At 42.1% G+C, this 20558-nt stretch carries 15 protein-coding genes; 10 read left to right on the forward strand and 5 right to left on the reverse strand.

What is annotated here, in order from left to right:
* Position 1: 1 nt before the first annotated feature.
* Genes ACFI4Z_RS10160 through ACFI4Z_RS10170 form a run of 3 tightly spaced genes read left to right on the forward strand, consistent with a single transcriptional unit; the run spans position 2 to position 2146 of the window.
* Positions 2 to 763 (forward strand): 3-hydroxybutyrate dehydrogenase, encoded by a 762-nt coding sequence (locus ACFI4Z_RS10160; RefSeq protein ID WP_462670490.1) that lies wholly within the window; start codon positions 2 to 4, stop codon positions 761 to 763.
* An 8-nt stretch (positions 764 to 771) separates the two neighbouring features.
* Positions 772 to 1479 carry a CoA transferase subunit A gene (locus ACFI4Z_RS10165; RefSeq protein WP_462670491.1) on the forward strand — a complete coding sequence of 236 codons (708 nt, stop codon included), beginning with the start codon at positions 772 to 774 and terminating at the stop codon, positions 1477 to 1479.
* Between the two features lie 10 nt (positions 1480 to 1489).
* Positions 1490 to 2146: a CoA transferase subunit B gene (locus tag ACFI4Z_RS10170; RefSeq protein WP_462670492.1), complete on the forward strand. Its 657-nt coding sequence runs from the start codon at positions 1490 to 1492 to the stop codon at positions 2144 to 2146.
* A gap of 98 nt (positions 2147 to 2244) precedes the next feature.
* Here the strand turns inward: ACFI4Z_RS10170 and ACFI4Z_RS10175 are convergent, their stop codons facing one another.
* From ACFI4Z_RS10175 to ACFI4Z_RS10185, 3 genes are all read right to left on the reverse strand, one after another.
* The gene (locus tag ACFI4Z_RS10175; protein ID WP_462670493.1) at positions 2245 to 3537 is read right to left on the reverse strand and encodes a DUF3472 domain-containing protein; all 1293 of its coding nucleotides are present in this window, start codon (positions 3535 to 3537) and stop codon (positions 2245 to 2247) included.
* Positions 3538 to 3581: 44 nt separating this feature from the next.
* The gene (locus ACFI4Z_RS10180) at positions 3582 to 6419 is read right to left on the reverse strand and encodes a TonB-dependent receptor (RefSeq protein WP_462670494.1); all 2838 of its coding nucleotides are present in this window, start codon (positions 6417 to 6419) and stop codon (positions 3582 to 3584) included.
* A gap of 100 nt (positions 6420 to 6519) precedes the next feature.
* Positions 6520 to 7893, reverse strand: a complete 1374-nt coding sequence (locus ACFI4Z_RS10185) for a Gfo/Idh/MocA family protein (protein WP_462670495.1) — start codon at positions 7891 to 7893, stop codon at positions 6520 to 6522.
* A gap of 264 nt (positions 7894 to 8157) precedes the next feature.
* Between ACFI4Z_RS10185 and agaR the strand changes: the two genes are divergently transcribed.
* From agaR to ACFI4Z_RS10220, 7 genes are all read left to right on the forward strand, one after another.
* On the forward strand, positions 8158 to 8928 hold the full coding sequence (gene agaR, locus ACFI4Z_RS10190) for a transcriptional repressor AgaR (protein ID WP_462670496.1): 771 nt from the start codon (positions 8158 to 8160) through the stop codon (positions 8926 to 8928).
* Between the two features lie 49 nt (positions 8929 to 8977).
* Positions 8978 to 10258, forward strand: a complete 1281-nt coding sequence (locus ACFI4Z_RS10195) for a D-tagatose-bisphosphate aldolase, class II, non-catalytic subunit (protein WP_462670497.1) — start codon at positions 8978 to 8980, stop codon at positions 10256 to 10258.
* A gap of 20 nt (positions 10259 to 10278) precedes the next feature.
* Positions 10279 to 11415, forward strand: coding sequence for an SIS domain-containing protein (locus ACFI4Z_RS10200; protein WP_462670498.1), 1137 nt, complete (start codon positions 10279 to 10281; stop codon positions 11413 to 11415).
* Entirely contained in the window at positions 11408 to 12337 is a 930-nt protein-coding gene (locus tag ACFI4Z_RS10205; RefSeq protein WP_462670499.1) for an ROK family protein, read from the forward strand. The genes ACFI4Z_RS10200 and ACFI4Z_RS10205 overlap by 8 nt, the downstream gene beginning before the upstream one ends.
* A complete protein-coding gene (gene nagA, locus ACFI4Z_RS10210; RefSeq protein ID WP_462670500.1) occupies positions 12334 to 13485 on the forward strand; it encodes an N-acetylglucosamine-6-phosphate deacetylase in 1152 nt (383 codons plus the stop codon). The genes ACFI4Z_RS10205 and nagA overlap by 4 nt, the downstream gene beginning before the upstream one ends.
* Before the next feature lie 176 nt (positions 13486 to 13661).
* The gene (gene fusA, locus ACFI4Z_RS10215) at positions 13662 to 15746 is read left to right on the forward strand and encodes an elongation factor G (protein ID WP_138609530.1); all 2085 of its coding nucleotides are present in this window, start codon (positions 13662 to 13664) and stop codon (positions 15744 to 15746) included.
* A 390-nt stretch (positions 15747 to 16136) separates the two neighbouring features.
* Complete coding sequence (locus ACFI4Z_RS10220) at positions 16137 to 16550, forward strand: hypothetical protein (RefSeq protein WP_462670501.1); 414 nt, start codon at positions 16137 to 16139, stop codon at positions 16548 to 16550.
* A 115-nt stretch (positions 16551 to 16665) separates the two neighbouring features.
* On the opposite strand, the gene ACFI4Z_RS10225 is transcribed toward ACFI4Z_RS10220, so the two are convergent.
* The gene (locus ACFI4Z_RS10225; RefSeq protein WP_462670502.1) at positions 16666 to 19401 is read right to left on the reverse strand and encodes an ExeM/NucH family extracellular endonuclease; all 2736 of its coding nucleotides are present in this window, start codon (positions 19399 to 19401) and stop codon (positions 16666 to 16668) included.
* A gap of 142 nt (positions 19402 to 19543) precedes the next feature.
* Entirely contained in the window at positions 19544 to 20551 is a 1008-nt protein-coding gene (gene hemB / locus ACFI4Z_RS10230; RefSeq protein WP_462670503.1) for a porphobilinogen synthase, read from the reverse strand.
* Between the last annotated feature and the right edge of the window lie 7 nt (positions 20552 to 20558).

Consider the following 20558-nt stretch of genomic DNA (forward strand, 5'->3'; position numbering starts at 1 on the left):
CATGAGTAAAACGGTATTAATTACAGGGGCTGCAAGTGGTATCGGCTTTTACATTGCTGAGCAACTAGCCAAAGCGGGTCATCATATTATCGTCACTGATTTACATCAGCGCAGCGCCGAACAAGCTGCAGCTAACATTATTGAGCAGGGGGGTAATGCGCAAGGCTTTGCATTAAATGTGGCTGATAGTGATGCAATAGAGGCGTTTTTTAATGAATTTAAACAGCCGGTTGATGTATTGATCAATAACGCGGGCATCCAGCATGTAGCTAAGCTTGAGGATTTTCCTGCTGATAAATGGCAGTTTTTACAGCAAGTGATGCTAGTTGGGCCAGCGATAATGACCAAAGCGGTGTTACCGCGTATGCGGGAGCAAGAGTTTGGTCGCATTATTAATATTGGCTCTATTCATGCGATGGTGGCGTCTAAATATAAGTCAGCTTATATTGCTGCTAAGCATGGTTTAATTGGCTTTGCTAAAACCATGGCGCTGGAAACAGGGGATGCCAACATTACCATTAATACGGTATGTCCGGCGTACGTAAAAACGCCGTTAGTTGAGCAACAAATTGCCTCGCAAGCTAAAGAACACGGTATTTCAGAGCAACAAGTGATCGACACTATTATGCTTGCTCCCATGCCTAAAAAGTCCTTTATTGGTTTGGATGAAATACATCATACAGTGGCATTTTTAATGGCCGATGCGGCACGTAATATTACCGCACAAGCAATAGCGATAGATGGCGGCTGGACAGCACAATAGGAGGGACTATGGCAGGTTTTGATAAAGTAGTAGCTAGTTATGATGAGGCCATGGCTGGCCTTAAAGATGGCATGACAATTATTGCCGGTGGTTTTGGTTTATGTGGTATTCCTGAAGGGCTCATTGCGCAAATTAAACGCCAAGGTACGCAAGATTTAACCGTCGTATCAAATAACTGTGGGGTTGATGGCTTTGGCCTTGGGGTGCTGCTTGAAGATAAACAAATTAACAAAATGGTCGCCTCTTATGTGGGTGAGAACGCGTTATTTGAGCAGCAATTACTCAGTGGTGAGCTTGAGGTAGAGCTAACTCCACAAGGTACATTAGCTGAAAAAATGCGTGCTGGTGGCGCGGGTATACCTGCATTTTTCACCGCAACCGGAGTGGGAACCCCTGTGGCTGAAGGCAAAGAAACCCGAAACATTAATGGCCGTGATTATTTACTAGAACCCAGTATTACCGGAGATTTTGCCATTGTAAAAGCGTGGAAGGCTGACCGCTACGGTAATTGCATTTACCGCCATACGGCGATGAACTTTAACCCCATGGCCGCTACAGCTGGGAAGATAACCGTACTCGAAGTTGAAGAAATCGTAGAGCCTGGCGAGCTTGAACCAAGCCAAATTCATACTCCAGGTATCTATATCGATAGAGTAATAAAAGGCGAATTTGAAAAGCGCATCGAGAAAATCACTACGCAAGCGGCAACGCTTTAAGGAGTAAATAATGGCGTTAACACGAGAGCAAATAGCAAAGCGCGTAGCGATGGAATTACAAGATGGCTACTATGTTAATTTAGGAATTGGAATACCTACGTTAGTGGCGAACTATGTGCCTGAGGGTATTGAGGTAATGTTGCAATCGGAAAACGGATTGCTAGGTATGGGGCCATATCCAAGTGAATCGCAAGTGGATGCCGATATGATCAACGCAGGAAAAGAAACCGTTACGGCGGCGAAAGGCGCTGCCATTTTTAACTCTGCAGAGAGCTTTGCCATGATCCGCGGAGGTCATGTCGATTTAACTGTGCTCGGTGCGTTTGAAGTGGATCAAAATGGCAATATTGCCAGTTGGATGATCCCTAATAAGTTAGTTAAAGGCATGGGCGGCGCGATGGACTTAGTCGCTGGGGCAAAAAACATTATTTGCACCATGATCCATGCAAACAAACACGGTGAGTCAAAGCTTTTAACTGAATGTAGTTTACCGTTAACAGGTGTGGGGTGTATTAATAAAGTGATTACCGATTTAGCCTTATTAGAAATTAAAGACGGCGCGTTTCATTTGTTAGAGCGCGCCCCCGGTGTAAGTGTTGACGAAATAAAAGCTAAAACACACGGGCATTTAATTATTCCTAAAAACACGCCTGAAATGACAATATAGAAACTCCCCAAAAAGGTTATCAATTAAACCTGCGCATATTTGTCGCTTGAAGGTGCGACAAATATGCGGATTGGACAAAACGCGACGTTGTAATAACCTTAGCGATTAGGTAAGGCGTTTAAGTTTACCTTAGGTGCTTTACTTGCTGGGCGCTCAAACTCGCTATGCAGTTTTGTTGGACCTGTAAAAAAGCCTGTGTTGCGTAAGTAAAAGCCTGCGTTTTCAGTGCCACCTTGATAATCCATTCGAGATTGCTTGGCGGCAGTTGCATCATAGGTAAAACGTGCTTTAGTCAGTGCATGCCATTTGCCATCAGTATCCCTGAGCCACTGATTACCGTATAACGCTTTGCGCTCGTATTGTCCTGCATCTGGAATGAAATTCTCTAAGAAGCTGTGTGGTCTTGCTATATATGTATTGGTATTGGGGCGCCTGAAAGAAGCGATGAAGAGCCACTTTTCAGTTGTAGGATCGTAAAAATATGCGCTGTAATCGGTTTTATTATTAAGGTTTTCAGTCGGGTTTACTTTTAATAAAAAACGATAGGTTTGCTCTGCCTGCCATGGGAAAACGAGGTAACTTTGACCGCCAGAGCCTTCGTTACCAAATTTACCTGTGTATACATTGTTGCCTTTTGCTAAGAGTTGAATTCTCATTTCAACAGGGATAGCGGTTGGATCATCCGTTTGAAATGGGCTCCACACTGAAAACAAAACTCTGCGTTCGGTTTCAGAGTTAACCTGTATACCAAAGTACCCCTCAGCAAAGCCGTTAGCCATAAAATATGAGCCCTGATGATCATAGCCTTTTGGTACTGTGAGCTCAGAGTAAAACCATTGATAGTCTTTTGAAGCATCATCTATAGGGTAATTTAAATGTACTGACGGACCACGACGGCCCCAGTAAATATCGTCTTTGACATATAAAGGTGCGGCGATGTTTTTATCTAGCGTGATAATTACCCCTTCAATATCTGCAAAGGTACTTGCACTTCGAGTGAGTCCACTCAATATCAGCTGCTGGTAGCCTGCATCAGTTGGGTTAAATTGCCCTAGATCGATATCTTGGAATTGTTGATTTGTGAGCTTTATGATCTGGCTTTGCTGATTAAAAGTGACTTTTAATTGGCTGCTTCCGCCAGTAACTTTTGCACGTATTTTTAAATTGAAAGGGGCGTTTGTTGGCAAATAAAAGTAGTGGCTAATTGGTACTGCAGGGTCTTGCCAGTGAGTAATTCCTTGGTCACTGAGCAGGCTTTTATTTTCTACAATGCTATGGTTGGTGGCACTATTGCCATAGCTGGGAATGAAGTAGTCAGTGGTTTGATTTGCTGCGACTAAGGGAGAAAGTAAAGCGCCCAATAATAAGCTAACAAGTAGTAAAAATCTCATAGTATGTTCCATAAAAAAAGCGCCGATAAACGGCGCTAATCAGCTTAAAATGACGCAGAAAAGCCTAAGCTAATCGAGCGGCCATAGCGCGCCAAGCGACGAATTTGTTCTTCAGTTTTAACATACGACCATTGTCGCTCGTTTGTTAAGTTAGTGACGCTTAAATCAACGCGCATTTTTTCAGTAATGTTGTAGCTTGCACTAAAATCATACTGACCATAATCGGCCGCCCACTCAGGTCCGCCCCATGCATCTGGGTATACTAAGTAATCATCACGCCAGTTATAAGCAATACGCGTTTGGTAATCACCTTTCTCATAATAAATCACTGCATTATAAGAATGTTCAGACATGCCAACAAAAGGAAGATCGTTTAGCTCTTCATCATCATAGCTACTGTCTGTGTAAGTATAGTTTACTTGTACACCTAAGCCATCAAAGGGGGCAGGAAGTACTTCATCAAACGATTGTTGATAAGCTGTTTCAAAGCCTAAAATGGTTGCGCCTTTTTCTGACGTTGGTGAGATTTTAGTAAAAACAGGCCCTTCTACTTCAACGCCATCTTTAAAGTAATTACCCACTTGCGCTGTGCCGACACGGCCACGAGCTATGACAGATTCTATATCTTTATAATACGCTGCAAATGTTAGGGCGCCATAATCAGAGAAGTACCATTCAATTGTACTATCAAGCTGGTTTGCTCTGAGTGGTTCAATACCAGGGTTAGAGGCATGGTACTCAGCATTGTTAAAATCTAAGTAACTATAAGGTGATAAGTAACCAAGGTTTGGCCGTGTGATCACTTTTGCGGCACTAAAGCGATACAATAAATCGTCGCGTAAGTTAAGCTTGAAGTTTAAGCTAGGTAGTACGTCGGTGTAGCTTTCATCTGTTGTTGAGCGTGCATAATAATCGTCAATATCACCATCAACACGATAGCTTAATGCACCGTCTTTTTCAGTCACATTGTAGCGAACGTTTTCAACATCAAAGGTATAGCCATCCGATGTGACATCGGTTTTAATAACGCGTACGCCCATATTGAGTGCAAAAGGGAATTGACCGATATCGCCTTGTAGGTTTGTTTCAACAAAGGCCGCTAGGGTTTGCTCTGTTAATGCAAAGGAGTCTTGCGGGCTGTTTTTTGCAATAATTTTATCTTTAGCGGCTTGTGGGTTAATTGTTTCATAAAAAGCATAAAGCTTATCGTAATCAAAGCTGGCCCATGGATCTGGGTGCTTGCCTGGTTCGCCATCTAAGAAGTTATCAAAATTAGCTGGGACTAGCACATCAGCAGGTAAGCGGAATAAACTTAAGCCGCCAAGCTCTTCAACACTAGAGTCATCAAAGCTATCGTATTCAGAGTTTTTAAAGTAAGCACCACCATTACTAAACATGGAGGCATTTTTAGATTTAAATACGCTGCGCTCTTTCGTTTGTTTGCCGTAATGTAGGCCAAATTGCACATCTTTTACTAGCTCAAAAGAAGGAATATAAGTTGCTGCGAGGCGTACTTCTTCGATTTTGTCTTTCACATCGGTGCCAGAGTTATAGCTGTAATGCGCACCAAAAGGTTGCTCTGAGCTAAGCGCTGGTGTCATCGTTACATCTGGTAGCATATTACTGCCAGTTTGGTCGATGGTGATGCCATCAACAAAACCACGGGCTACAATAAAGCGGTTATTACCATTGCTAACATTTTTAGCTTGTGATTGTGAGATATCTAGATCAACAGTTAAGTTATCAGTGGCATACCAAACAGTATTGAAGCCCCATTGCCATGTATCGGTATTGCGCGGTACGGAAACATTTAAAAGCTCGGCCATAGCGCCATCAACGAGTTCTACGTAATTTGCATTGCCATCTTCATTAAACTTTACCTCACCGATTGCCGGAATGCCGGGAGTCCAAGACTCATCGTAGGTCACAAAGGAGATTTGGTATTGCTCACCATTGGTTTCGTATTGTGAATACATACTATCAAAGTTCACATCAAACTTATCTGATGGGCGCCATTGCAACGCTAGACTTGCGCCAAGACGTTCGCGTGTATCTTGCCAGTTTGAGTAGCGCACGTAGCCTGGAATTATAGACGGATATGATTTTTCATTGTCCTCAAGCTCACCATTGCCATTACTATCGATTGGAATACGAACGTCTACGTTTTCATCAGGGTCATAGAAGCCTTGACCTTCGTATGAATCAGCACGCTGTGTACGCTCAGAGTAAACAGCAGTAAATAATGCGCCAAAGGTGTCATCAAAAAATGTATCGCTAATTAAAAAAGATGCTTGCGGATTTACATCGCCCGTTCGTTCTTCATAAATGCCTTTGGCACTGCCTGATAAAGTAAATCCATCTAAATCAAGCGGTTTACGGGTTTTAATATTGATGACAGAGCCTATGCCGCCTTCTTGTGTTTTACTTTGTGGAGATTTATATACTTCGAGGGATTGGACAATTTCTGGGGCGATTAAGTCAAAATTAAAGTTACGGCTGGAATGCTCTGATGCCATGCGCCGACCATTAACGGTGGTCACGTTATAGTCACCACCTAAACCCCGCACGGTCACGTTTTGCCCCTCGCCACCGTTACGGGTAATTGCAATACCTGTCATTCGTTGTAGTGCTTCTGCAATATTTTGGTCTGGGAACTTACCGATATCTTCTGCAACGATGGCATCCATAACCCCAACAGCTTGCTGTTTTAAATACAGGGATTCTTTAATACTTGAGCGAACACCTCTGACTTCGATTACTTCTACTTGCTCAGCCTCGGCTTCTTTTTCCGTTTTTTTATCTTCTTCAGCAGCCAAGGTTGTGCCACTGAAAATGGCACTCATGGACAAAAACAGGGTGGACAGTTTTAGTTGTGCTTTCATAATAGTTACCTGTATTTTACTTGTTGATGGTTGTTTTTTTATTGCTTTACTTAGGGTTAGGCGTACTGGCAGTCGTTACCTACCAATACGCTTTATTTAATTACGAAATAATGCCAAGTGGCTTGGCTTGTTGCCAAAGTCCACGAGTGAAATCCGGGAAGTCTTTGCTGTTACTGCGATCGGCAACCGAGTCAACAGAGAGTGGAAACACTGCTGACCACGCCGCAGCGTCATATACATCTTGATCAAGCGGCTCGCCATTGCGAAGGCAGAAAATAATGCGCCAAAACATAAGGAAGTCCATACCACCATGGCCGCCGTTGCGCTCAGCTTCTGCGCCCATTTTTTGCCAAAGCGGGTGATCATATTTGTTATACCAATCTGCCATATCGTAATCCCACTCGTGGTAGCTTTTGCTGCCACCTTGCTCAAGCGCAATACGATTAGGGAAACCAGCAAATACGCCATTGGTACCTTGAATTAGGTTGTGACGAGAGTAAGGGCGCGGTGTGGTTGTATCGTGTTGCACCATGATGCTGCGACCTTTCACCGTTTTAATGATGCTAGTATTCATATCGCCAGCGACATAATTCAGCTTGTTGCGACCATGATCTGCTGGAAATTCTTTTTTAGCGTATGCTGCACGACCCAATGACGGTGAGCTCATTGATGTTATGTAGTCAAAACGATCACCGCGATTAATATTCATATACTGTGAAACGGGTCCCAAACCATGGGTAGGGTATAAGTTACCGTCAACCGCGGCGTGCCAAGGCGTGCGCCAAGAACCTGTTTTATGGTCAATCTCTTTCATTTGCCAGCGTAATTCATGGATATACGCTGCTTCACCATGGAGCAACTCACCAAAAATACCTTGGCGAACCATGTTCAATACCATGAGCTCATCACGTCCATAGCAGACATTTTCCAACATCATGCAGTTTTTTTGCGTTCGCTCAGAGGTATTAACTAGTTGCCATGCCTCTTCTACAGTAACGGCTGCGGGCACTTCAACAAACGCATGTTTACCACTTTCCATGGTCGCTACTGCCATGGGGGTATGCCATTTCCAAGGCGTTGAGATAATAACGATATCAATATCTTGGCGCTCTAGCATGCGAAGGTAATCATGATCGTCTTTGCCGTAGGTATCTGGCTTTTTAAAGCCTTTATCGACCACTATTTTTACTGCTCTATCTACAACAGCCTGATGGGTATCGCAAATTGCTTTGATTTCAACGCCGTCTAAATGACAAAAATGTTTAACGGCACCAACACCTCGCTCACCTACACCTATAAAGCCGACTCTTACCACATCCATTTTAGGTACGGTTAAGCCTAGCGTTGAGCGTCCTTGTGTTGCGGTTTTTAGCATTGAGTTGGCATTGGTTGTGGAAGTGCAACCTAACGCGGCGCTTGTTGCTGCAATTGCGGCCATAGATTGAAGGAATCGTCTGCGGTTGAGATCGCCCATAATAGTGCCCTTATGTGTTTATTATTTGTAAATTTGTTTTCACAGGCTTTTATTTGTACACCCAAGAGAATGTCAAAGCAAGGTAAAATTCTTTCATTTGCTTTCATTTTTGTGGTGCGTTAATTTTTATTTATATTTTAATTGTTTTAATTCAGTGCTTTAGTGTTGTTTGTTGCTAATAAATAAAAAATGTAAAAAAATTGAATTGAAAGTAAGTGAAAGCTGCGTACAATGAATGAAAGTAAATAATGAAAGAGAGCGGGCATGCTTAACACTATTGAAAGACGTCATGAAATTGTGCAATTAGTTTGTAAACAAGAGCGCGTACAGGTTCCTGAGCTTGCTCAGTTGTTCGGTGTATCGACAGTTACTATTAGAAACGATTTAAATGAACTGAATGAAAAGGGTTTGTTAGTGCGTTCTCGAGGTGGGGCTGTGATGAGTAATCGCCTTACGCAAGAGTTGTCATTAAAAGAGAAGCACGATGCAAACCGCAGCATTAAAGAGCGTTTAGGTAAATTTGCTGCCAGCTTAATTAAAGACGGTGAATCGATCATTTTAGACTCAGGGACTACAACTGAAGAGGTCGCTAAAAACTTAACCAACCATCACAGTGTAGTAGTGATGACTAATGGGTTAAATGTCGCGCACTCGCTGCTAAATGCACCATCGGTTGAAGTATTGATGACCGGTGGAACGTTGCGAAAAAAATCATTGTCATTTTATGGTCGCCAAGCAGAGCAGCATTTGCAGCAATACCACTTTGATAAATTAATTTTAGGTGTCGATGGTTTTGAGAAAGACATCGGTATTACTACGCATTTTGAATTAGAAGCTTTATTAAATCGAGTGATGTGCGAAGTATCGAGAGAAATAATCGTTGTTACTGATTCGAGTAAATTTAATCGAAAAGGAGTGCATAAAATAATTTCTGCCAGTGAAGTAAATACAGTGGTGACAGACAGTGGGATTCCTACCGATATTAAAACTGCTCTTGAAAGTGCTGGTGTTCAGTTACACATAATCGACCTTTAATTTTTATAGTACAAATATCAATCTAAAATAACCAATACAGAGGCTTGCAATGACGATATTACAGCAATTAATCGCAGCGAATAAACGGGGTGAAAGGCAAGGCATTTATGCCGTTTGTTCGGCGCATCCATTGGTGCTTGAAGCCGCCATATTGCAAGCCAAACAAGACAATAGTTACCTATTAATAGAAGCGACTGCTAATCAGGTTAATCAGTTTGGCGGTTATACAGGCATGTTGCCTGCTGATTTTATGACGTTTGTTGAGAGACTTGCGAAAGAGCAGGACTTTGCGATTGATAAACTGATCCTCGGTGGTGACCATCTAGGTCCGGTATGTTGGTGCGACGAGAGTGCTGAAGCAGCAATGCACAAGGCGGAGCAATTAATTGCTAGTTATGTAGCGGCAGGGTTTAAGAAAATTCACTTAGATACCAGCATGCGCTGCGCTGATGATGACGAGATTTTAGCAGATGAAACGGTAGCAATACGAGCGGCTCAGTTGTGTGCAGTGGCTGAGAAAACAGCAGTCGATACATTTGGCCACAGTGATTTGGTGTATGTTATAGGCACTGAGGTGCCACCACCTGGCGGGGCTGATGAACACATAGATACGTTAGCCGTTACAGATACAAAACATGTTGCAAGCACTTTAGCATTACATCATGAAGCTTTTTTACAGCTTAATTTATCATCGGCATGGCAACGTGTTGTTGGCCTAGTTGTGCAACCGGGTGTTGAATTTGATAATACGCAAGTATTCGATTATGTCAGCAGTGCTGCACAACAACTTAAACATTATATTAAATCTGTAGATGGTATTGCTTTTGAAGCACATTCAACTGATTACCAAACACCGATCGCATACCAGCAGTTAGTGAATGACCACTTTGCGATTTTAAAAGTAGGCCCAGAGCTTACATTTGCGTTACGTGAAGCATTATTCGCATTAAGCCATATTGAAGATGCACTAGTAGATACTGAGCAGTGTTCGCATTTACGTACAGTCGTTGATGCTGATATGCAGCAGTACCCAAAAAACTGGCAGCGCTTTTATCAAGTTGAACAATCACTGCAGCAGTTATACCGTCGCTTTAGCTTTAGTGATCGCATTCGTTATTACTGGGGAAAACAAGGCAATCAAAGTGCGGTTGAAAGGTTGTTTTACAATTTACAACAACAGCCGATCCCATTGCCATTACTAAGCCAATACATGCCATTACAGTATCTTGCTGTGCGAAATAAAACACTTGAAAACAACCCTAAAGCCTTGGTTATTCATCACATAATGCAAGTAACCAGTCGCTACGCAGACGCGTGCTTTAAACAATAATAGACGTAAGTGAGGTAGCAATGTCGAGTTATTTAGCAATTGATAAAACCCTTTTAGAATCTAGAAATAGCGCATGGACAGCAAAAGAAATTATGCAGCAAAGCAGCTGCTGGCGAGAAACACTGACCATTGTTGAGCTTGCGCGTAAACAACTGGATAGTTGGCTTGCTAATATGTTGGATAAGCCTAATGCACAAATAATTTTTACCGGCGCTGGTACATCTGCTTATGTTGGAGAGGCGGTTGTTGGGTATTTAAACCAAAAACTATTAACGCCATGTAGAAGTGTTAGTAGTACGGAGTTAGTTGCTTGCCCTGAGCAGTACTTACAAAAAAGTAAACCAACTTTACTTGTGTCTTTTGCGCGTTCGGGCAATAGTCCGGAAAGTGTTGCAGCTGTTGATGTGATAAATAATTATGTGAAAGAGTGCAGCCATCTTTTTATAACCTGTAATCCAGATGGTGCACTGAATCAACAAGCAAAAGGGCATGAGAATTATTTTTCGCTATTGATGCCACCGCAAACGCTCGACCAAAGCTTTGCGATGACCAGTAGTTTTACTTCAATGTTGATTGCAAGTCTTGCGGTGTTTAGCGATGTGGATAACGCAGTGTCGTTGATGGCTGATTGTGTTGAAAAGAATATTCCACAACAACTTACTCAATTAAAAACATTAGCTGAGTTGCCTATGCACCGTTTAGTTTATTTAGGCGCTGGATCGTTAAAAGGCTATGCGCAAGAATCAGCTTTAAAACTACTGGAATTAAGTGCAGGACAGGTGATGGGGTATTTTGAATCTCCACTTGGTTTTCGCCATGGGCCAAAATCTTTGGTTGATGACAAGACGTTAATTGTTTTATTTGGCTCAAACAATAAATATACAAAACAATATGATATTGACCTGTTTAATGAGTTAAAAGACGATAATCAAGCACTTGCAGTTCATGCGTTAGCCTTGCCAAAAGAGGCTTCTGGTGAGCAGTTAGATGATGTATTTACTGGCCTGTATTATATGGTGTGTGCGCAAATAATATCCTTTTACAAAGCGTGGCAATTAGGCATTACGGTAGATAACCCATGCCCAACCGGTGAGGTAAACCGAGTAGTGCAAGGAGTAACTATTTACCCATTCCTGCAAGGTGATATTAATGACTAAGCAGTATATTTATGGCATTGATATAGGTGGCAGTAAAATTGAACTTGCCGTGTTTGACGCTTCATTAAATCAACTAGAATCCTGGCGAATTGCTACACCGCAAAGCAGTTATCAAGACTTTTTAAATGCATTAGTAGAAATGATTTTAAGTGCCGATGATAAATATCAGTGCCGTGGTGCCGTAGGGATTGGTATGCCTGGGATTATTAATGCAAAGCAAGAAGTTTTATCCGCGAACGTGCCTCATGCAACAGGTAAAAATGCAGCACACGATTTAGCAAAGTTGATAAATCGACCCGTTGCTATCGAAAATGATTGTCGTTGTTTCGCCCTTTCTGAAGCGCAAAGCTCTGTTGGTTTGCAAAGCACTCGTGTATTTGGCGCGATCATTGGCACAGGTACTGGTGGCGGATTATGCATTGATGGTGAACTGTACAAAAGTGCGCAAGGTATTGCTGGCGAATATGGGCATTATGCGCTTTCTGCCGTGTTACAACAAAAATACCAATTACCGATTCTAAAATGTGGCTGTGGCTTAACAGGATGTATTGAAAGTTATATCGCAGGCCCTGGTTTAGCGCGAATCTATCATCACTTTTCAGGCGAAAAGCTCAGTACTTATGAAATTGTGGAAGGTTTGCGAAAAGGCGATGTACTTTGCCAGCAGAGCTTTGCATGCTACCTAGATTTATTAGGTAGTACCTTTGCGGCCATTATCATGGCGTATGACCCTGAACTCATCGTTGTTGGTGGTGGTATGTCGCTGGTTGAAGAGCTTCTCGGTAATTTAGAAGCGGCAATAGTGCCGTATGTTTTTGCTGATATTCGTGTACCAAAAATTGTGTTGGCTGAGTTTGGTGATGCCAGTGGTGCCCGCGGTGCTGCTATTTTAGCTAAAGCGCAAGTTGGAGCATTATCATGACAGAGTCGGTATTTTACGTTAAGGCAGATGCTATTTATTGCCAAGAGACTGTACTCAAAAACTACCTAATGTTAGTTGTTGATGGCTGTATTAGTGGCTTTACAGAAAACCCTAAAGCGGGTGTGCCAATTCATGATTATTGTGATGCTGCAATTATTCCTGGCTTAATAGATTTACACATTCATGGTCGCGAAGGTTGTGATGTAATTGATTGTAAAATGAGTAGTATCGAGACTATCTCATGCTCACTTGCACAGCATGGAGTAACTGGGTTTTTAGCTACAACAGTGACAACTGACTGGCAGCAAACTCTTGATGCGATGGCTGTAATTGGTCAAGCGTATACACAGCAACCTAGCGGTGCGCAAGTACTAGGTGGTTATAGCGAAGGTTTGTTTTTTAGTGAAAAGCATAAAGGTGCGCATAACCAAGACTATTTTTTAGAGTTATCGCAGGATCATTTAAAGGCAATGATTAATGCCGCCAACGGTAGTTTAAAAGTGGTTGCATTAGCCCCGGAAAAGCCCGGAGCCAATGCATTAATAAAATACCTGACAGCGCAAGGCATTCGGGTAATGCTTGGTCATTGTGATGCTAATTTTGAGCAAACACAGCAAGCTCTTGAGCATGGTGCGTGCGGTGGAGTGCATGTTTTTAATGGCATGCGCGGCATTCATCATCGCGACCCCGGTTGTGCTGGCGCGGTATTGATGAATGATAACGCTATGGTAGAGGTTATTGCTGATGGTGTGCATCTTCATCCAACTATTTTACAGTTAATTTATAAGCTAAAAGGCCCACAAAAAATCGCACTGATAAGTGATTGCATTAATGCAGGTGGGTTAATTGATGGACAATATAAATTGGGTAAAATGGATGTCTTTGTTAGTGAGGGAGTAGCAAAAACGGCATCAGGATCACTGGCAGGCAGTACTTTAACGCTTGAAAATGCAGTTAGAAATATGCATCAATTGGGTTGTATCGACTTACGTGAGGCACTCAATATGGCCAGTATTGTGCCTGCTAGATTTCTTGGTATGGCGGATAAAGTGGGTTCGCTTGAAAGCGGTAAACAAGCTAACTTTGCCATTTTAAAAAGAGACTTTACAATTCAAGCAACTTATATCAAAGGGCAGCAATGTTTTTAAGCAATAGGAACTGAGCGAAAAAACAAGGGCTTTAGCGAAGATATATTGTTCAAACTCACAAGAAAGAAATATTTTCTAGAATTGATTGCATTTTAAGCGACTTCTATGGTGATGTTCGCTTTAAGTGATGTTATACTCCCGCCGAATAATTTTTCGACTTTATTAAGAGTAAAATAATGGCAGATTTATCGAAGTACAGAAACATTGGTATTTTCGCGCACGTTGATGCGGGTAAAACCACGACTACTGAGCGTATCCTGAAGCTTACAGGTACTATCCATAAAACAGGTGAGGTTCATGATGGTGAATCTACTACCGATTTCATGGATCAAGAAGCTGAGCGCGGTATTACTATCCAGTCTGCGGCAGTAAGCTGTTTCTGGAAAGATCACCGTTTTAACGTTATCGATACTCCTGGACACGTTGACTTCACAGTTGAAGTTTACCGTTCACTTAAAGTATTAGATGGCGGTGTTGGTGTATTCTGTGGTTCTGGTGGTGTTGAGCCACAATCAGAAACTAACTGGCGCTACGCGAACGAATCAGGTGTTGCACGTATTATTTTCGTAAACAAATTAGACCGTATGGGTGCTGATTTTTACCGTGTAACAGCGCAAGTACAAAAAGTACTTGGTGCGACTCCACTTATCATGACTTTACCAATCGGTATTGAAGATGATTTCGTTGGTGTTGTTGACGTTTTAAACAAACAAGCATACGTATGGGATGACACTGGTCTTCCAGAAAACTACGAAATCACAGACGTTCCTGCAGACATGGTAGAAAAAACTGAAGAATACCATGAGATGCTTATCGAAACTGCTGTAGAGCAAGACGATGACCTAATGGAAGCGTACATGGAAGGTGAAGTACCTTCAGTTGAAGATATCAAGCGTTGTATCCGTAAAGGTACTCGTGACCTTGCTTTCTTCCCAACGTTCTGTGGTTCTGCATTCAAAAACAAAGGTATGCAATTAGTACTTGATGCTGTTGTTGATTACTTACCTGCACCTACAGAAGTTGATCCTCAACCTCTTATGGATGAAGAAGGTAACGAAAACGGCGAGCATGCAATTGTATCTGCAGACGAACCTTTCAAAGCGCTTGCATTCAAAATCATGGATGACCGTTTTGGCGCATTAACTTTCGTACGTATCTACTCTGGTAAGCTTAACAAGGGTGACACAATCCTTAATGCGTTTACTGGTAAAACTGAGCGTGTTGGCCGTATGGTTGAGATGCAAGCAGATGAGCGTAAAGAGCTTACTTCAGCACAAGCGGGCGATATCATCGCTATCGTTGGTATGAAGAACGTGCAAACTGGTCACACTCTATGTGATCCTAAGCACCCAGTAACTCTAGAGCCAATGGTTTTCCCAACTCCAGTAATCTCGATTGCTGTACAGCCTAAAGATAAAGGCGGTAATGAGAAAATGGGTGTTGCTATCGGTAAAATGGTTGCAGAAGATCCATCTTTCCAAGTTGAGACTGATGAAGATTCAGGCGAAACTATCCTTAAAGGGATGGGTGAGCTTCACTTAGATATCAAAGTAGATATCCTTAAGCGTACTTACGGCGTAGACCTTATCGTTGGTCAGCCTCAAGTTGCTTACCGTGAAACTATCACTCGTGAAATCGAAGATAGCTACACGCATAAGAAACAATCTGGTGGTTCTGGTCAGTTCGGTAAAATCGATTACCGCATCAAGCCAGGCGAAGTGGGTTCTGGTTTCGCGTTCACTTCATCAGTTGTTGGTGGTAACGTACCTAAAGAATTCTGGCCTGCAGTTGAGAAAGGCTTTAAGTCAATGATGGGTGAAGGTGTTCTAGCTGGCTTCCCAGTACTTGACGTTGAAGTTGAGCTTTTCGACGGTGGCTTCCACGCCGTGGATTCATCTGCAATTGCTTTCGAAATCGCTGCTAAAGGCGCTTTCCGTCAGTCTATCCCTAAAGCGGGTGCACAACTTCTTGAGCCAATCATGAAAGTTGACGTGTTCACACCTGAAGATCACGTTGGTGATGTAATCGGTGACCTTAACCGTCGTCGTGGTATGTTAAGCAATCAAGAAGCTGGTTTAACAGGCGTTCGTATTAAAGCTGACGTACCGTTATCAGAAATGTTCGGTTACATCGGTTCACTACGTACAATGACATCTGGTCGTGGTCAGTTCTCTATGGAGTTCTCACACTACGCTGCATGTCCACAAAACGTAGCTGACACTGTAATCGCTGCAGAAAAAGAGAAAAACGCTGCTAAGTAATTAGCACTTTCACTCTTTAAAAAAACCCGCACTTGTTGCGGGTTTTTTGTTTTTATAAAACGGCTATATAGGTTAGCCGTTAGTCAACTTCGGTTTAAGTCATAAGTAGGCTGTCTCAAATAAAGATACACATTTTATTGCTATCCATTATTCGTTGTTTTAATCCTAAGTATTAGCGATTACTGCATATACTAAAATAATATAGATATATTTTTATTATTAATTCTATGTATATTAAATAGTTACTTTAAATACTTTTGTTCTAGTTAAAAAGTGGGGTAATTACTCTTGTTTAGATTTCTGTTATAGGTAAAATTACGCCTTGTTTTTCTAAAATCAGTACAAGTTAAGGCACCTTTTTAATAAAGGGGTGTGCGTAAAGGGACCGCAATGAATGTAGTAAAAATTTCACCTAATTGGACGTTACAACTAATTAAAGTTAGCTTGGCTTTGTTTATCACCTATATCTTGAGTGCAGCCACTGCAATGGAGTTCAAGTCTGTAAGCATCATTATTTTACCTCTATTTTTGATAATCAGCTTTTTCAACATTATGCAATTAAGGTTTTTACATTGCTATAAGGCTGGGATCAACTATTCTCGCGGAGTTGGAAAGCAGTACATAAATTCAGATGAAATTAAAAATCTAAGCTTTAAGCGTTTTGGGGTTATAACAGCTTTTAAAGTTGTGACACATTCAAACAAATCACATCGTTTTATAAATTGGCAAGTATCAGAAGAACAAAAAGAAGCGATATGTAACTTGTATGAAGGGAAATGCATAGGAAATATGGGTAGTGCTTAATTACCTGTTGTGTAAACCCTATAAATAACAAATTAATTAAGTAACCTGTTTACCAGAGTTCTGGTTAAGTAAATGCCACTTTAATAGCTAAAGTGGCATTTTTTGTATTAGCTCATTACTTTTTAACGCGTCGGCGAGTTAAAAGTGGCAATGCTAATAAGCTTAACCAACCTAATGAGCCGGAATCATCTTCGTCATCAGCTTCATCATTATTTATATTGATGAAAACTAATTGTGCAGCAGATAGGTTGCCAGCACTATCTTTAGCTTGAACCATTAAAGTGATCTTACGCTCAAATTCGTAATCAAGCCCTGCAGCAACAATTAGTTGGCCTTGTTCATTAATAGTAATAGCTGAATGTCCTGATACAATAAACTCAACCACAGGCGTGTAATCACTATCTGCATCTGTAAATTCAAGCTGCCCAATAACGGTACCTATAGCTGCACTTTCGATAACATTAAAGCTTTGTTCTGGCGTTAATACAGGTATTTGAGGTTCCGGTGTAGGCTCTGGCTCTGCAACAGAATTTATATCAATAAGAACTGGATCATGATCAGAGGCGCGATAAGCACTTTGTGAATAAAGACTCGCTACTTGCGTATCTGACTTATACTCAACGTTGTAATCTAAGCTGATAGGCTCGTCAGCATTAATGTGCCAATCGGTTGCAGCTACTACTTTATCAAGCAAGCTCTGTGTTGCTACAGCGTGGTCTAAGCTACCTAAGCGGCCAGAGAAGCTGTAGGAATAACCTAGAGTATTGCCCTCAATTTCAGCGACAACGTTTTTATAACCTTTATCAGCGAGCGCACGGATGGGATCTTCCATCGCGTAAGCATTCATATCACCTACTAGGATAATATCTTCATCTTCAATACCTGTAGGTTTGCTGTCTAACCAATCAGCAAATGAATTTGCACCAGCAACACGAATTTCGTTCCAACACGCTTGGCCATCACCTTGGTCTGCATTGTTGCCCTCAGCGCTACCGCAGCCGCCTTTAGATTTTAGATGTGCAACAGCCACAGTAAATACTTCACCCGAACTAAGAGCTTCAAAGCTTTGCGCGATAGGTGCACGGTTGCTGTAATCAAAAGGGTACTCAGAAGTTGTTGCAGCAGTACCTACTTCTTTTATCATGTTTGAACGATAAATCAGTGCTGTTGTAATGGCATCAGTACCAATTTGATTCATATTGAAATCAACAAAGGCGTATTCATTAGTGCTATCTGCGTCATTTAGTGCAGACACTAAACTTGCTACGGCACTTAGTTCACCGAAGCCATCATTTTCGATTTCCATCAAACCAATCACATCAGCGTCGAGCGCTGTGATTGCACTGACTAGTTTAGCTTCTTGACGAATTAGTTCTTGCTCAGAGTCCGCGCCACGGCTAGTTGGGAACCCACCACCTTGACCGTCACCATTAAAGTAGTTTAATACGTTGAAACTTGCGATACGTAAGTTAGCATCGCTGTGAAGTGCTGGAGCCTCTGTTCGTGGGTTGGTAGCAGTAAATTCAGGTTGAACTGTTGGGTGAATGCGGTAGCGGTTGAAGCTATAGCCTAACACACCTGTGATTGTGTTTACTGAATCACCTAAACGTAAGGTATTGTATGCGTCTAAGCCAACACCAGGGTAAGAAATAGGATCAAGGTTTTGCTTAGTTGATCCATCATCAAGTAGGATTTGCTTTTTCTGGTTTTCAGCTTCAACAGCGTTAGCAGCTTCACCAGGAAGAGCGATTTGTGTACCTTGGTATAGGCGCTCAGTGGCTAAATCTACTTCACCATAGCGACCTAAACCATAGTTATTTGTGACAACTAAGGTTTGCTCTAAAGTCACCAGCATACCTTCGAAGGCTTCTAAGTCGGCAACATCTGCAACCGGTAATGAAATTTTTGTAGCCTTTGTTGTCAGGCCTGAAGCGCAGATCTCTACTTGGCTTACATCGCCAATTTGGGTTGCATTATAATACTCAGCAACACTGCCTTTAACGCGAACATGGTCTCCCACAGCCACATCAGTATCTGAGAAATACACAAAGATACCTTCAGATGTGAGAGCGTTAGTATCAACATCAGCTTCAAGAGATGAAATAAAGAAGCCGTTCAGTTGCTCGTCACTTTGAAAATCTGCAGTAACGACACCTTCTAATTCGATTTCTTGATTGAGAAGTGGGCTGTCACCGCCTTCGCCTTGAATTGCGTTTATAAGAGTTTTAGCTGCGCCACATTCTAGTGGAGTAACTGGATCCGGATCGGGTGTAGGCTCTGTGCTTTCACCATGAAAACCAATGCCCGAAAAGTCATCTTTATCAAACTGTTCCCATTGTTCACTTGGGTCAAAAGCTGATGTTGCATCAACGCGACCCATTGTAATATCAAGTTTACGACGCAAAGATTTATCTTTTGTAGTTACGCCTCCAGCAGACCACTCTTTACCCGGGTCAACGCCTAGTTGACCAAAGCTGTCTACAATAACACCGTCTTTTGTTAGCACGAGTGCATCGTCGCCATTAAAGTAGGTTACCGTTGCTTCAGTGTCCGCTTTTGCTTTTAGTTCGTCGACAGAGCCTGCGTTTACAATGACATAAGTACCATTAGCTGGTAAGGTTCCTGATAGGTCAAGGGTGTTATTTGGGCTTGCTAATTCACCGTTACCGTTTGAGTAAAGGCTGATATTATATCCATCCAACGATAATTCTGTACCTGAGTTATTATAAAGTTCAACGGCTTTATTGTTGGAACCACCTTCAACATATTCAGAAATAATCAGATTAGCTGAGGCCGGCGCACTAAGGCTTGCAAAGACAAGCGCCAGTGGCGTAAGAGTTGTTTTTAACATTATTATTTTTTCCCGTGTATTGTGTCCCAAATGGGACAAACAGTGTAAGGAAAATTTATGACAAATAAAATAATAATTGTTAACGAAATGGAAATAAAAAGGGCGTTCTAGCCCTTTTTATCAAACATTAGTAGGCAGGCATTTATTTCTTGAGAAGCAGTGCCGCTTGTTTAGCAAAGTAAGTGAGAATACCGTCTGCCCCAGCACGTTTAAACGCCAATAGCGATTCCATTATAGTGGCTTCCTCATTAAGCCAGCCATTATTAATTGCGGCTTTATGCATCGCATATTCACCACTAACCTGGTAAGCAAACGTAGGAACGCCAAACTCATCTTTAACTCGGCGAACGATATCGAGGTAAGGCATGCCAGGTTTTACCATAACCATGTCTGCTCCCTCTTGTAAGTCCAGCGCAACTTCACGAATTGCTTCATCGGAATTCGCAGGATCCATTTGATAAGTTTTTTTATCAGCCCCTTTTAAGTTGCCTGCAGAGCCAACTGCATCTCTAAATGGACCATAGTAACTAGATGCGTATTTAGCTGAATAGGCCATAATTCGAGTGTGAATAAAACCATCTGCTTCGAGTGCTTCACGAATAGCGCCAATACGCCCATCCATCATATCTGAAGGGGCAACAACGTCTGCGCCAGCTTCTGCATGCGATAACGCTTGTTTAACTAATATTTCGGTGGTGACATCATTAATCACGTAGCCTTCATCGTCAATGATGCCGTCTTGGCCATGAACGGTAAAAGGGTCTAGTGCAACATCGGTAATTACACCCAGCTCTGGAAATGATTCCTTCAAAGCACGAACAGTACGTTGTGCTAGACCATCATCACTGTAAGCCTCTTCCGCTAAAAGAGACTTTTTATCAGCAGGAGTCACAGGGAAAATAGCGACTGCAGGCACACCAAGCTCAACAAGCTCTTTTGCTTCTTCGAGTAATAAGTCGATAGATAAGCGTTCAATTCCTGGCATTGACTCAATTGCTTCGCGGCGATTTTTGCCTTCAAGTACAAATACTGGGAAAATGAGATCATTCACGCTGAGTTGGTTTTCAGCCATCAAACGACGAGAAAAATCATTGCGGCGCATTCTGCGCATCCGCGTGTAAGGGAAAAGATCAAGACCTGATTGGGCCATTATTTGC

The sequence above is a fragment of the Pseudoalteromonas sp. RWi3 genome (assembly GCF_054960735.1).

Bases quoted from the DNA above. Each gene is read 5' to 3' on its own strand.
- ACFI4Z_RS10160 (WP_462670490.1), top strand. From the start codon at position 2: ATGAGTAAAACGGTATTAATTACAGGGGCTGCAAGTGGTATCGGCTTT.
- ACFI4Z_RS10165 (WP_462670491.1), top strand. From the start codon at position 772: ATGGCAGGTTTTGATAAAGTAGTAGCTAGTTATGATGAGGCCATGGCT.
- ACFI4Z_RS10170 (WP_462670492.1), top strand. From the start codon at position 1,490: ATGGCGTTAACACGAGAGCAAATAGCAAAGCGCGTAGCGATGGAATTA.
- ACFI4Z_RS10175 (WP_462670493.1), bottom strand. From the start codon at position 3,537: ATGAGATTTTTACTACTTGTTAGCTTATTATTGGGCGCTTTACTTTCT.
- ACFI4Z_RS10180 (WP_462670494.1), bottom strand. From the start codon at position 6,419: ATGAAAGCACAACTAAAACTGTCCACCCTGTTTTTGTCCATGAGTGCC.
- ACFI4Z_RS10185 (WP_462670495.1), bottom strand. From the start codon at position 7,893: ATGGGCGATCTCAACCGCAGACGATTCCTTCAATCTATGGCCGCAATT.
- agaR (WP_462670496.1), top strand. From the start codon at position 8,158: ATGCTTAACACTATTGAAAGACGTCATGAAATTGTGCAATTAGTTTGT.
- ACFI4Z_RS10195 (WP_462670497.1), top strand. From the start codon at position 8,978: ATGACGATATTACAGCAATTAATCGCAGCGAATAAACGGGGTGAAAGG.
- ACFI4Z_RS10200 (WP_462670498.1), top strand. From the start codon at position 10,279: ATGTCGAGTTATTTAGCAATTGATAAAACCCTTTTAGAATCTAGAAAT.
- ACFI4Z_RS10205 (WP_462670499.1), top strand. From the start codon at position 11,408: ATGACTAAGCAGTATATTTATGGCATTGATATAGGTGGCAGTAAAATT.
- nagA (WP_462670500.1), top strand. From the start codon at position 12,334: ATGACAGAGTCGGTATTTTACGTTAAGGCAGATGCTATTTATTGCCAA.
- fusA (WP_138609530.1), top strand. From the start codon at position 13,662: ATGGCAGATTTATCGAAGTACAGAAACATTGGTATTTTCGCGCACGTT.
- ACFI4Z_RS10220 (WP_462670501.1), top strand. From the start codon at position 16,137: ATGAATGTAGTAAAAATTTCACCTAATTGGACGTTACAACTAATTAAA.
- ACFI4Z_RS10225 (WP_462670502.1), bottom strand. From the start codon at position 19,401: ATGTTAAAAACAACTCTTACGCCACTGGCGCTTGTCTTTGCAAGCCTT.
- hemB (WP_462670503.1), bottom strand. From the start codon at position 20,551: ATGGCCCAATCAGGTCTTGATCTTTTCCCTTACACGCGGATGCGCAGA.